Source organism: Anaerocolumna chitinilytica (assembly GCF_014218355.1).
GTDB classification, from domain to species: Bacteria; Bacillota; Clostridia; order Lachnospirales; family Lachnospiraceae; genus Anaerocolumna; species Anaerocolumna chitinilytica.
In genome coordinates this window covers 1,973,168-1,986,232 of the sequence record NZ_AP023368.1, presented here as the reverse complement: position 1 = coordinate 1,986,232, position 13,065 = coordinate 1,973,168, and the positions used below count along the sequence as shown (strand labels likewise).

Annotated in this window: 10 protein-coding genes; 4 read left to right on the top strand and 6 right to left on the bottom strand. The window is 37.8% G+C overall.

Annotation, left to right across the window (positions count from 1 at the left end; genetic code table 11):
- Nucleotides 1-179 precede the first annotated feature (179 nt).
- Entirely contained in the window at nucleotides 180-1,919 is a 1,740-nt protein-coding gene (locus bsdcttw_RS08590; RefSeq protein WP_185258970.1) for an ABC-F family ATP-binding cassette domain-containing protein, read from the top strand.
- Nucleotides 1,920-2,017: 98 nt separating this feature from the next.
- On the opposite strand, the gene bsdcttw_RS08585 is transcribed toward bsdcttw_RS08590, so the two are convergent.
- From bsdcttw_RS08585 to bsdcttw_RS25325, 3 genes are all read right to left on the bottom strand, one after another.
- Nucleotides 2,018-2,392 (bottom strand): SdpI family protein, encoded by a 375-nt coding sequence (locus bsdcttw_RS08585; RefSeq protein ID WP_185258969.1) that lies wholly within the window; start codon nucleotides 2,390-2,392, stop codon nucleotides 2,018-2,020.
- A 285-nt stretch (nucleotides 2,393-2,677) separates the two neighbouring features.
- Nucleotides 2,678-3,478 carry a phosphotransferase gene (locus tag bsdcttw_RS08580; RefSeq protein ID WP_185258968.1) on the bottom strand — a complete coding sequence of 267 codons (801 nt, stop codon included), beginning with the start codon at nucleotides 3,476-3,478 and terminating at the stop codon, nucleotides 2,678-2,680.
- A 134-nt stretch (nucleotides 3,479-3,612) separates the two neighbouring features.
- Nucleotides 3,613-4,683, bottom strand: coding sequence for a M23 family metallopeptidase (locus bsdcttw_RS25325; RefSeq protein ID WP_185258967.1), 1,071 nt, complete (start codon nucleotides 4,681-4,683; stop codon nucleotides 3,613-3,615).
- A 263-nt stretch (nucleotides 4,684-4,946) separates the two neighbouring features.
- Between bsdcttw_RS25325 and bsdcttw_RS08570 the strand changes: the two genes are divergently transcribed.
- From bsdcttw_RS08570 to bsdcttw_RS08560, 3 genes are all read left to right on the top strand, one after another.
- Nucleotides 4,947-5,636: a Crp/Fnr family transcriptional regulator gene (locus tag bsdcttw_RS08570; RefSeq protein ID WP_185258966.1), complete on the top strand. Its 690-nt coding sequence runs from the start codon at nucleotides 4,947-4,949 to the stop codon at nucleotides 5,634-5,636.
- A 251-nt stretch (nucleotides 5,637-5,887) separates the two neighbouring features.
- On the top strand, nucleotides 5,888-6,592 hold the full coding sequence (gene ric / locus bsdcttw_RS08565) for an iron-sulfur cluster repair di-iron protein (protein ID WP_185258965.1): 705 nt from the start codon (nucleotides 5,888-5,890) through the stop codon (nucleotides 6,590-6,592).
- Complete coding sequence (locus bsdcttw_RS08560; protein ID WP_185258964.1) at nucleotides 6,589-7,779, top strand: oxygen-binding di-iron domain-containing protein; 1,191 nt, start codon at nucleotides 6,589-6,591, stop codon at nucleotides 7,777-7,779. The genes ric and bsdcttw_RS08560 overlap by 4 nt, the downstream gene beginning before the upstream one ends.
- Nucleotides 7,780-8,032: 253 nt before the next feature.
- Here bsdcttw_RS08560 and bsdcttw_RS08555 read toward each other — a convergent pair whose 3' ends face one another.
- The 3 genes from bsdcttw_RS08555 to ptsP all read right to left on the bottom strand — a co-directional run bounded on the left by bsdcttw_RS08555 (nucleotide 8,033) and on the right by ptsP (nucleotide 13,063).
- The gene (locus bsdcttw_RS08555) at nucleotides 8,033-10,882 is read right to left on the bottom strand and encodes a glycoside hydrolase family 38 N-terminal domain-containing protein (protein ID WP_185258963.1); all 2,850 of its coding nucleotides are present in this window, start codon (nucleotides 10,880-10,882) and stop codon (nucleotides 8,033-8,035) included.
- Between the two features lie 289 nt (nucleotides 10,883-11,171).
- Nucleotides 11,172-11,429 (bottom strand): HPr family phosphocarrier protein, encoded by a 258-nt coding sequence (locus tag bsdcttw_RS08550; protein WP_185258962.1) that lies wholly within the window; start codon nucleotides 11,427-11,429, stop codon nucleotides 11,172-11,174.
- A 14-nt stretch (nucleotides 11,430-11,443) separates the two neighbouring features.
- Nucleotides 11,444-13,063, bottom strand: coding sequence for a phosphoenolpyruvate--protein phosphotransferase (gene ptsP / locus bsdcttw_RS08545; protein ID WP_185258961.1), 1,620 nt, complete (start codon nucleotides 13,061-13,063; stop codon nucleotides 11,444-11,446).
- Nucleotides 13,064-13,065: the final 2 nt, after the last annotated feature.

The following is a 13,065-nucleotide window of genomic DNA, read 5'->3' as shown; positions in this document are numbered from 1 at the left end:
CGTTACATCCATATTTAGATATATTCATAACCTTCCTTGAATGATTAAATTATAACAGTGGATAATAGAATATCGCATATCTTTCAGTACTTCAACTGCTTTCTTATGAAATGATTGAAATAACTGATAAAAGATGTTATGCTACCAATGGCAAACTCATAAGATAAGTGGAGGAATAAATGATAAAAGTTGATAACCTGTCCTACTCATTTCCGCAGAAGGATTTATATAATAACATCTCATTTACATTAGAAGAAGGTCAGCATTGCGCCTTTATAGGGACCAGCGGAAGTGGAAAAAGTACACTGGTTGATATCCTTATGGAACCGGAAAAATATATGTTTGAAGGAAAGCTGGAAATATCCCCTGATTACAGAATCGGATATGTCAGCCAGTTCTCACAGCTGGATAATACAAAAGAAATAACCGTTTATGATTATATAGGGGAAGAATTTATTAAACTTCAGAATGAAATAACCGCTATCTGCACCGAAATGGAAACCTCCTCAGACTTAGAGCCTCTTTTAGAAAAGTACCAGGAAGCTTTGGATGCATTTCAAGCAATTGGCGGAGATAATTTTGAAAGTAACATTACAAAGCAGCTGACTCTGGCTAACTTAAATAAGCACGAAGGACTGGCTGTATCTAAACTTAGCGGCGGCGAATTTAAGCTGATTCAGGTAATTAAAGAAATGTTAACAGGTCCGGACTTAATGATAATGGACGAACCCGATGTATTCTTGGACTTTGAAAACCTTAATTCTCTTATGAATTTAATTAATTCCTACAAAGGTACCATGTTGGTTATAACTCATAACAGGTATCTATTGAATCATTGCTTTAATAAAATAATTCACCTTGAAAACAAGCTTCTCCAAGAATTTGACGGACGATATATTGATTATAACTTTTCCCTGCTTCAAACAAAAATAGAGTTACAGGAACTGGCTGCGGCTGACACAGAAGAGATCAAGAGAAATGAGGTTATTATTAATAATCTCAGATCTATCGCAACGGTTCATACGGAAGCCTCCAGAGGAAAATCCCTGAAAGCAAGAGTCAAAATTCAGGAACGATTGGAAGCTCGCAGAATTCAAGCCCCCTTTGTTGATATTAAACAGCCGGCAATTAACTTTGTAGCAGATAGTATTCCTGAGGAAACTGTCGTTTTGAAGGTAAAAGATTACAGCATATCTTTTGAGGATATGCTTTTGGAAAATGTAAATTTTGAGATAAAATCAACCGACAAAGTGGCTTTAATCGGCGCAAACGGTACCGGTAAAACAACTTTACTCCGAGAGATTTACAAAACCAATCAAGAGTCCATTGAATTAGCTGAGACAATTAATACAGGTTTCTTATCTCAAATTCAAGGAGAAATGCTTCATGAGTCTGAAACCATACTTGAGGAGTTCTTTGATTTAGGCTTTAAAACATATGACGAAGTTAAAACCTACCTCTCCGGTTATGGCTTTGACGAAGAAGTTCTTCAGCAGAAGATAGAAGCTCTATCCGGCGGAGAAAAAAATATCCTTCAATTAGCCAAGCTATCAGCAGTGAAAACAAATCTGCTGCTTCTTGATGAGCCGACAAGTCATCTTGACACCTATTCCCAACTAGCACTGGAAAAAGCTATTGAGAACTATAAAGGTGCAATATTAATGGTTTCTCATGATTTTTATACTATCATAAACTGTGCGGATTATGTTTTAATCATAGAGGATAAGACAATTCGTAAAATGAGTATGCGAAAGTTCAGAAAAATGATTTATGCGAATCATTTTGATAAGGACTATTTAGAAATGGAACAAAAGAAAAAGACAATAGAAACCAAGATAGAGTTAGCCTTAAAAGATACAGATTTTGAGCTTGCAAAAGTGTTATGTGAGGAATTAGAAGAACTGATTAAGTTACTCTAGACTTTTCAAGGTGGGTGAAGAAAAGACTGTAAATGCTTTCTATGATTATTAATTAAGGATCTTGAGTCTGTTCCTAAGCAGTCCAATCCTTGAATATACTATAAATTAGTTTCCTTCTGTTCTTTAGTTTTATTGCCTTTTTTAAATTTTTTAACTTTATATTCTAATACAATAAATGAGGTAACCATTAGTAATGCATTAAAAATAGCAGTTATAAACTCCATTTTGTCATACGATATTACATTTCTACCTCCAAATACTAATATACCTGTAAGTACTAATGAAATTATACCTACTGTTATAAATATTTTAGGACCCATTTCTTGTGCATAAACCCAGTGCTCATTTGACTTAAAGGCTGATGGTATCTGAAAACCAGTCATAAGAAAATGACCTGGTTTATCTAATGGTATGGCTCCAAATAGTAGACCTAAAAAAATGATGAGCAAAGGACGAAAAAATAATATAACCATTTTATCAATTAACTCCTTAATTTTTTAACAGTATTATATTTATTGTGTGTATTATTATATCATATAATAGTATTAATTTCCAATTATCTGTACATGATTTCCAGTTGACTTTATAACCAATAAATATCTCTCGTCGATACTAAAAACACACGCTTTAAATCGACCATGAGCGGCTTGATATCCTTGTAGTTTACGAAATAACTGGTAACACAAACATTGCAAGCTCCCTTATATCGATTAATCGATATAAGGGAGCTTGTATGAAATCACTCTAATCTCCTTTCCCTAAATCCAATCACTCATATTTTCTTGAATAAATGCAATTTCATTAACGTAAAACTGTTGGTGCCCTTCTTCTTTCATCTTTATAAATGCCGAATTTCCTTTGCCACATTCTGTATCAAAGAGCTGAACTAAAGCCTGTAGCCGCATAATTACATTTTGTAAGACTTCATGAGAATTGCCAATACCATAAGTGTTAATAAATAGATTTATGAAAGATTTTCGCTCTAAACAGTCAAGGGTCTTGTCATATAATCGGTATTTTTTTCTGATTGGATCGTATACTTCCATGCTTAGCGGAACGAATCGATAAACCGCGTATGCTATATCCCAAATTCTTGGTGCAGGACACACCGTATCAAAATCGATCATACCAACTGGCTTATTATCTTTAAAAGTAATATTATAAGGTGCAAAATCATTGTGACAGATGACCTCTTTTTGTAATCCGCCTTCATAATTCAAAAACCAGATATCCTCCGGACATCTTTCAAAATCTAATGTTGCATCGTGATATACTCTTAACATTTTTGCTGCCATTTGAACTGTTACGGATTTACTCTGCAGCTCCTTTTGGCAGGGATAATTTTCAATCGTATCTCCTTCCATAAAGCTAAGCATTTCCTGATTGTTTTCATCCACACCCAGAAAACGGGGAGTAAAGGTAACTCCCTTATTCTCCAGATGCAGAAGCAATCTATGGACCGTACTGCTTTGGGGTTTCAAATCTCTGTAAACAATATTACCATTCCTTGTAACCTTTGAGATGTTTCCCTGTCTCAATTCTTCTGTATCCTTTTCCATCTTCTCTTAACTCCCCTGCACATTAAAAGTCAACCCTTTATAGCTTTTATTTTACACAATTGGTATATAATTTCAAGTTGTTTACCAATGCAAGTTCCTCCAAGGAAGTGTTCAGCAGGAAGTATCACAGAGGTTTAACAGGTATGTACGATTATATTATCATCCATAATACGTTCAAGAGGTTCCCCCGTCACGTCCTTAATATTGAGAAAAGAACAAGGAAGCCCACGCCCTGTCAGAATATCCGGTCTATCCATCAGCTGGAAATGTAAATGGGGGCAGTTGGAAAGACCTGTATGTCCAACTTTACCAATAACCTGACCTTGCTTCACCTTATCCCCTTTTTTAACGGTCAAGCTATCCTCTATCATATGTCCATAGAAAGAACTCTCCCCATTGGAATGTTGAAGGATAACGTAATTACCGAATTGAGCAGCCAATCCATATTGCTTGAAATAAGGTTCTCTTTCCTCCCATACCCACGAAGTTGTAATTGGTATTGAATGAAAACAATCAATTACTTCACCATCTGCTATGGCTAAGATTTCCTTCCCATAAATAACATAGTCTTCTTTACGCATTTCTTCCTGAAAGGAAAGCTTTTGCTCCTTGTTATATTGAGCCATATCAATGGCAAATTCCATTGAATAATGCTGTCTGTGATCTAAAAGACAATTATAATTCCCGCAAGTAGAAATACACCCCTTTAGCGGAAACAGATATTTATTCTTGTTCACATAGTTTCTTAAAGGAATTGATAATTCCTGCCTATATTCCTTTCCTTCCTTCTCATAAAGAACTGCGACAGATAACAAATCTATCATTTCTTTATTTATTACTACAAAATATTCATTAAATAATCCTGTTTCCTGATCCGGCATTAATGTTTTGGTACTGCTGAATTTTTCAGGGTTCCAGAAGCCTTCTTTTCCTAAAAAAAGCTGAGCACCAAAGCCTTTTCCCAACCAAGTGCATTCCTGTGCAAATCGTTCTATTGTATTGATTAGTGCTTTACCACTATAGGTCACTTGCTTTACAAAGGTCTCAGCAGCATATAACTCCAAATTAATCTGATGTATTACTACCGGCATATCCGTATCATTTTTTATCTTCAATCCGTGTAGCAAAAAATTTGATTCGACCTTACCGTGACCTTCTTTGGTCATGTTAATGATATAATCTTCTGGTATCGTTCTAATTTCCATATTTTCTCCAAATTTTAAGTTTTATTTGTAGCATTCACATTTTTACTATTTTCTTATCTTATTTCTATCCCTTTTACCATAGTTACCACACCCCTTTATTATGTTATAAAAATTATACACCTGAAATACCCCAACAGATACCTCATGAATTTTTAAGAAGAAATAATGTACCGGAATTCACACTGTCACTCCTTGCCATCACCTCCCTGTTTGATATAATACAATTATCCTACATCAATTAATTATCCGAAAAGGAGAACGATATGGAGCTTATGTGTAACTGCTGCAGTAAAATGTGTACCTCGAAAATTCCTCTCTTTGAGCCGCTCTCCTTAGAAGAGCAGAGAGAACTTGTCTCAAAGGCAAGACATCTGGATTACAAGAGAGGAGAATCCGTTTTTCACGAAGGTGATCCTGCGGATATAATAATGATTATCCGCTATGGCAAGATCAAGATCAGCCGCTATTCGCTGGAAGGAAAGGAATATGTGCTTGATATACTGACAGCTGGTGATATATACGGAGAACAGAATATCTTTGGAGGAAAAGCCTTTGAGGCAACTGCTGTCGCTCTGGGAGAATGCGGAGTATGCCTTATTTCAAAGGCAGACATTCTTGAGTTGATCTTAAAAAAACCTGAGATAGGGGTTAAAATATTAAGTGTTGTTGGAGAGAAACTGTCAGTAGCCAACGAACTGGTGCAACTGTTATCAGTAAACGATGCCAAAGCCCGGGTTGCTGGTTTTTTATTATTCAGAAGCAACCGGATTAAGGGAGAAACCATTGAATTAAGCCGAGACGATATATCCGCTTATATAAATGTCAGAAGAGAGACCATCAGCCGAAAGCTTAGTGAACTTCGTAATGAGGGAGCTGTTGAGCTGGAAGGAAATCGTAAGATTCATGTTTTGAATAAAGATAGTTTAAGGGATACCTTTGAAAATGATAAATAAATGAAATATTTTTTAGATAATGATTCAAATCACATTTTTAGTACTCTTTCTTGGTTAAAATAACCTTACAAAACAAACCTTGCTAAAAACAATGAACTCAGAAAGAGGAGCCAAGAGTGAAATATTACTCTTTTACTCCCCCTGACTTAATAAGCGTGGTAAGCACGCAGATGGGAGCCAAGAGTGAAAGATAAATCTTTTACTCCCCCTGACATAATTCGCGTGGTAAAGCACGCAGATGGGAGCAAAATATGATAACAGGTAACATGAAAATAACTGATGTGGTAAAAGCCTATCCGGAAGCCATTGAAATCTTCAATGATTTCCATATTGATTATTGCTGCGGAGGAAAGGACGCCCTAGAAGCAGCCTTAGCGGAACTGGGAATCGAATCAAACAGCTTTATCGAATTATTAAATAAGAAACTGATTAAATCCTCTCATAAATCAAGTAACGGACAAATATTGGCAGTGGATCATCTGACCGAAATGAATATTACAGAGCTGATTGATTATATTATAGATACCCACCATACCAAAGAGAGATATCTGCTGGCAGAAATTGATGAGTTGCTTAATAAGGTTCTGCTGGTTCATTATGAACATCATCAGGAACAGCTGGTCCCCTTACACGGCCTCTTTTCGGATTTAAGAAAAGAACTCCAGGAGCATTTCGCAAAGGAGGAAAAGGCTATTTTCCCATATATGAAGAAGAACTTTAACAAGGAGAAGGGAATTCGTTATGTAAAAGACCTGGAGGATGAGCATGAAGCTGCCGGAAATCTGATAAAAGAAATTACTGCCTGTACCAATGACTTTACTGCTCCAAAAGACGGCTGCGCTACCTACCGCCTGGTCTTTCAGAAGCTGCAGGAATTGGTTAAAGATGTGTACAATCATATATTCACTGAAAATTCATTGCTTTTCCCCAAATACGAAGGAGGTATAGAATCATGAAAAAGCTTGTAAAAAATAATGTATATTGGGTAGGCTTTATGGACTGGGAGCTGGAATCCTTCCACGGTGCCGACTATTCCATAAACCACGGTTCCAGCCAAAATGCCTACTTAATTAAAGAAGAAAAGACAGTTCTTATTGATACGGTCTGGAAACCCCATTCTACGGAATTCATCGACAATCTGGAAAAAGAAATTGATTTAAAGGAAATTGATTTTATTGTTGCCAATCACGGGGAAGTGGATCATAGCGGTTCTCTTCCTGCCTTATTAGAGAAAATCCCCGGCACTCCTATCTACTGTACCGCAAATGGTGTAAAATCCCTTACCGGTCAATATCACCACCCGGAATGGAACTACCAGGTAGTAAAAACAGGAGATTCCGTTGATATCGGTAATGGAAAGAAACTCGTCTTTGTAGAAATGAAAATGCTGCACTGGCCTGACAGTATGGCCACCTATCTGACAGGTGATAATATTCTATTTTCTAATGATGCCTTTGGACAGCATTTTGCAGTGGAAGAATTATTTAATGATAAAGCCGATCAGTGTAAGCTCTGGGAAGAGGCCATCAAATATTATGCCAATATTCTAGCCCCCTTTTCTCCCTTAGTGAAAAAGAAGGTCGAAGAAATACAAGGCTTGAACCTGCCAATTGATATCATTGCTACCAGCCATGGTTCAATTTGGCGTGAGAATCCATTGCAGATTGTGGAAAAATATTATGAATGGTCACAAAATTATCAGGAGGACCAGATTACGGTGGTTTACGATACTATGTGGGATGGCACGAAACAGCTGGCCCATAAGATCAGTTCCGAAATTTCCCGTATCTCACCGGATACCCGTGTGAAGATATATAATATCTCCCAGACTAATAAGAATGATATTATAACAGAAGTTTTTAAATCGAAAGCAATCGCTCTGGGGTCTCCAACTGTAGGCTGTAATATTCTTTCCTCTGTAGGCGGATGGCTTGATTTCCTGAAAGAATTGAAGTTAAAGGGAAAAAGGGCTGCTGTGTTCGGTTGTTATGGCTGGAGCGGCGAGGGAACAAAGGTACTACGTGAACGGCTGACAGAGGCCGGCTTCTCCGTAGTTGAAACGGAAGCCAAATGTTTATGGAACCCGGAAGAAAAGGATTTTCAAAATGCTGCAGAAGTTGCCAAGGCACTTTGCCAGCAGTAAAAACACTATGTCAATGAAACTTGTAAACTTTAAATATTCTACAATATAAAGAGGGCTAAGTCTTTCAATCAGCAGGTGATGTGACTCCTAAATGTTAGATTTTAGGTCTAATACTTGGGGGTCGGTTCAAGGTGAATGAAAGACTTAGCCTTTTATTTGGGCTCTGTATCAATAGTTGAGGTGTGTAAATAACACATTCCCAACATTTATTATAGAACCTTTATCTTATTGGACAACTATAATAGTAAAAATATTATTTCTTTAAAGTTACTTTAAGTGTTGCCACTTTATAAGGAGGTATCTGGAGACTGACGGTATTTTGGTGATATTTGAGCTCTTCTATAACCCTTTCAAAATAATCCGTTATCGAAGTATTTTCAATATCAGCTGTAAAAGTAAAACCGACAGTTTCCTTTTTATCCGATATATTATACATGCGAATAACCATTCCATCTCCTGTCTCGCTGTTTTTTACCGCAGAGATCATGATATTCGGATTATCTTTGCTGATAAAGGATTGTACAGCCTCAAGAGTTCCGGTCGGATTTATCGGCCCGCTGACAACATCCATAGGATTATTGAATTGCTTTGATTCTCTTAAAGTATCCAAAACATCTCCATAACCTATTCTGAAATTAAAATAATGCACTCCTGTTTCAGGATGAGTATCAGGATTTGAGGTACTCCTCAATAATGTCAATGAAAGACTGTCATCCAGTCCACGGTAACCATATTTTGATTCGGTTATGATGGATAGTCCTAAATCCTCCTTAAATTTTGCATAGGCAAATGTGCTTCCGGGTACCTCGTCATTTATAGGTCCGCGTTCGATTATGCTCATTGGAATGTCATAAATGTATTTCTTTTGATGATTCTTTAATGGTATATGAAAGTTTAACTGAGGAGTATAGACCTGGTCACCTATCTGATTCCATTGGGCTACCACTTTATATTCCAGATATTTCGCATTACTTTTAAGAATAATCTCTACATCCAGTTTAGAGTCTGCTATTTCCATGGTATAACTGATTTTTTTCAGCAGCTTATTACTGGTATATTCTTTCTTCATAATCTGTTTACGGCAGTTATCCATCGTTATATAATCACCGACCACCCAGGCATTGCTGTTCTTTGCATTCTCCTGTATATAACGGAAATTTGCTTTGTCTTCTATCAGTACAAGGTCATTCTGCTTGTCTGTTAATTTGATTAAATCTAAGGTTATCGGGTCAAATTCTGCATGTATATAATCATTTTCAAGGATGTAATCAACATAATGGTTAACCCTCGGATCATTTTTAGATGGTATATAGGAGCTTTCAGGGAAGTCTTTTTCTTCCTGTGTAATGACTACTGTTTCATAGCCGAAGGAGGGTACGGTAACCTGTACTAAAATTTCCGTATACCAGTGTCCCCAATACTGATTATAACCATCACTTACTTTTTCAAAGGTAAGTTTCTCTTTCTTCGAAGAATACACAGCAAGCTTATCAAGATCATCCTTGTAATCCCAGAGCATAATAGTCACGATATCCTTGCGGTCATATTCTGTACTATTAAAGATATAGAATGCGCGGTTTGGTCCTATTCCTCTGGAAACCTGGGACAGATTTAAGTTAAAGGACAGACCGCCGTCTCCATAAAGTCTGGAAGGATTCGTACCACCGCCTGCGCCATAAGCTGTTTCATTTTTATTTGCAATGGAAGTAAAATTGGACAGCTTTATCTCTTCAATCAGCTTTGAATAGCTTGCCCGCTTTACTTGATTTGCTGTTGCAAGTATCTCTTGGAATTTGCCTAATGCATACTCTCTTGTAAATACCATACCACAGCCGGGAAGTATATCATGGAATTGATTGAACAACGCATTTTTCCAAGCTTTCGTAATCTTATTACTTTCGTTTTTCACAGCGCTTAGTTCATGTCCCAATAAATTTGCAAATTCAGCCTGATACAAAGAGGCCTCCGAATACCGGTTTGCCATCTTCATCCTTGATGATGAACTGTAACACCCTGTTAATACAAAGTTCATTTCTCCCTTTACTACAGGAAACTGTTCTCTGTATTTTTCTGCATATTGAAAAAACTTGTGATAAGTGCTGAAAATAAAGTTTGGAAACAATGGCCAGGTATTCATATCAAGAATTGCCTCGATATCTCTCCTTGTAGGACCGCCGCCATGATCGCCGACTCCGTATACATACAGCATCTCAGATAGTCCAAGCTTTTCACAGGAAACAGGAATATGCCTTGCAGTATTAGGTGTGATGGAATTGTTATACCAGATTTGATCCCTGAATGCCAATATCCGCTCACCACTGTTACTTTCCCAGTTATACAAGATATCACTTTCATTACCACGGCAATGGTAATAGTATTTCACGCCTCCATTTATCAGTATCTCCGGTATATTTGCATTATGTCCGAAGGTATCCGGTTCGAAGTCAATATTGATTTCATCAGGGTTTACTCCAAATATTTTATGCAGATACTGTTTTGTGGTAGTAATATGGCGTACCATACTTTCGCCATTCGGCATGTTTTTATCATTTTCAACCCATGTTGAAGCGGCAAGTTCCCAGCGTCCTTCCTTTACCCGCTCTTTTATCTCTTCTAACATATCAGGATCATATTCCTCAACAATCTGATACACAGAGCCTTGGGATTGGGAATAAGTAAACCCAGGATACTCCTTCATAATATCAAGCATGGTCCTAAAGGTATCCAGGGTTACCTGGACGGTTTCATGGTATCCCCATAGCCAGTTCATATCAATGTGAGCATGGGATACACAATGAACAGTATAGCGTTTGGCCTCCTCTTTCAGTACCGGTTTAAGCAGTTCCTCTACTTCCAATACGAAATGCTTTGTGATTGAGCCTTCCTCTTCCATGGTATCTATCAGCTTTTTTGACATTTCCTCAATCAGACTAAGATACTTATGATTTTTGATGATAGAGATTTCCATCAGATATATTAATTCATAGGCTATTCGGTCCTGCCAGTAATTCACCTTCCTGCCAGGGTTATTAGCAGAGGTCATTTGAACCCAGGGTACGCTTAAGTCATCTACCAGATGCTTAACCCTCTTAAAGTAACTCATTTTTCTCTCTCCTTTGATGCTTTATTCAATATCTGTCTTAACTCTATTCCACTTTACTTCACATGTAAATGTCATATTTTATGGAATGAGATAGATTATTTTCATTAATATAAAAGAAACCAAAACCATACACATAAAAAGGGGATTATTGGGCTATTACTCACCAAATCTTATGACTAATCACTTATATCTTGCGCGGCACAAACTACTCAAATCCTTGGTGCAGTTCAATTGAAGAAAGCCATTCTCCCTATTATCTATAAGGAAAATGGCTTATTCTTATTTTAATTTATAGGTTATTCTGAAAGAAAAGTTCCAGTGCTTCAATTGCTTCTTTTTCATCGTCACCTTCTGCAGTTATCGTAACTTCCTGCCCTTGTTTTACTGCCATTGCCATAACCGCAATCATTCTTTTTGCATCCACCTGCTTTACGCTGTTATTCAAGGTTATTGTGCTGTGAAACTGAGCTGCTGCCTTTACAAGCAAAGTAGCCGGCCTGGCATGAATGCCCAATGCATCCTGGACGATGTAACTAAATGATTTCATATATCTGTCTCCTTTTAATCAATTGCTCTGATTCTTTCTCTTAAGGGCAGAATGAATACCGGCGAAACCGATAATTCATCTACCCCAAGACAGAGCAGTTGTTCTGTTATTTCCATGTCTGCTGCTAACTCTCCGCATATGCCGCACCAAATTCCGGCATCATGAGCATTATTAACCGTCATTTCAATCATTCGCAATAATGCCTTATGATGGGGATTGTAGTAATTCTCCAAGGATTGGTTCTGACGATCAATTGCCAAAGTATACTGGGTAAGGTCATTGGTTCCGATGCTAAAGAAATCCACTTCCCTCGCTAGTTCATCACTGACCATTACTGCTGCAGGGGTCTCAATCATAATGCCCAGCTCTACCTGTCCGAAGGATATCCCCTCCGCCAGCAGTTCCTCCTTCACCTCTACTACAATCTCCTTGATTTTAATTATTTCCTCCAAGGAAATTATCATTGGAAACATGATTGCTGTAGTTCCAAAAGCTGAGGCCCGGTAAATAGCTCTCAATTGTGCTTTAAATATCTGTACTCTTTCAAGGCATATTCTAATGGCTCGAAATCCCATGGCTGGGTTCTCTTCCTGAGGAATTTCAAAATAATCTGCCTGTTTATCGGCACCGATATCCAGTGTACGAATGATAACAGGCTTTCCCTTCATACCCTGTATTACTTTCTGGTATGCTTGAAATTGTTCTTCCTCTGAAGGATAATCCGATCTTCCCATATATAAAAATTCACTTCGGAAGAGGCCAATTCCTTCCGTATCATTTGATAATGCCATATCCAAATCGTCAGGGCCGCCGATGTTGGCGTACAGCTTTACCTTTCTTCCGGATTTTGTAGCGGAAGCCATTCCCTTCAGTGCAAGCTGGGAAGAACGTTTTTTAAGTAATGCTTCCTGCTTTGACCCATAAGTCAGAGCTGTAGCGGCATCCGGCTCGAGAAGTAAGATACCCTCTTCACTATCCACAATAGCCTGCATATTGTTTAGTTCCGAAAGCAATTCAATATCACCGGCAATCAGATACGGAACATTCATCATTCTTGCCAGGATTGCTGTATGGGAGTTGGCAGAACCTTTCTTTGTTACAAAGGCTAATACCTTTTGTTTATCAAACTGTATGGTTTCACTGGGTGTCAGATCTTCCGCAATTATTATGACAGGCTCTGTCATCTGTAACACCTGTGTCTGACTGCCACTCATAATAGAAATTACTCTTTGTGACACATCTAGGATATCCGTTGCCCGGGCTTTCATGTAATCATCATCCATCCCAGAGAAGATTTCCGCAATATTCTTACCTGTTTCAGAAACAGCAAATTCCGCATTTACTTTATTCTGAGAGATCATATTGCTGATTCCTTCTAAGAAATCCAGGTCATTAAGCATCATCTGATGTGCATCAAAGATCAGGGCCTCTTCTTCTCCAATCTCCCTCTGGGCCTTCTGATAAAGTATTTCTAATTGTTCCACCGCTACAGCCTTTGCCTCCAGAAAACGCTGCATCTCATCTTCGATGTTTTCCACTGTGTACTTCTTTATTGCATGATTCCCTTGCTTTATTAAGCAAACCGGACCCATTGCGATGCCTGAAAACACGCATTTCCCATAATATGATTTCATAC

Excerpts from the sequence above, each read along its gene's own strand:
- ric (WP_185258965.1), top strand. The coding sequence starts at position 5,888 with ATGATAACAGGTAACATGAAAATAACTGATGTGGTAAAAGCCTATCCG.
- bsdcttw_RS08590 (WP_185258970.1), top strand. The coding sequence starts at position 180 with ATGATAAAAGTTGATAACCTGTCCTACTCATTTCCGCAGAAGGATTTA.
- bsdcttw_RS08580 (WP_185258968.1), bottom strand. The coding sequence starts at position 3,478 with ATGGAAAAGGATACAGAAGAATTGAGACAGGGAAACATCTCAAAGGTT.
- ptsP (WP_185258961.1), bottom strand. The coding sequence starts at position 13,063 with ATGAAATCATATTATGGGAAATGCGTGTTTTCAGGCATCGCAATGGGT.
- bsdcttw_RS08555 (WP_185258963.1), bottom strand. The coding sequence starts at position 10,882 with ATGAGTTACTTTAAGAGGGTTAAGCATCTGGTAGATGACTTAAGCGTA.
- bsdcttw_RS08550 (WP_185258962.1), bottom strand. The coding sequence starts at position 11,429 with ATGAAATCATTTAGTTACATCGTCCAGGATGCATTGGGCATTCATGCC.
- bsdcttw_RS25325 (WP_185258967.1), bottom strand. The coding sequence starts at position 4,683 with ATGGAAATTAGAACGATACCAGAAGATTATATCATTAACATGACCAAA.
- bsdcttw_RS08570 (WP_185258966.1), top strand. The coding sequence starts at position 4,947 with ATGGAGCTTATGTGTAACTGCTGCAGTAAAATGTGTACCTCGAAAATT.
- bsdcttw_RS08560 (WP_185258964.1), top strand. The coding sequence starts at position 6,589 with ATGAAAAAGCTTGTAAAAAATAATGTATATTGGGTAGGCTTTATGGAC.
- bsdcttw_RS08585 (WP_185258969.1), bottom strand. The coding sequence starts at position 2,392 with ATGGTTATATTATTTTTTCGTCCTTTGCTCATCATTTTTTTAGGTCTA.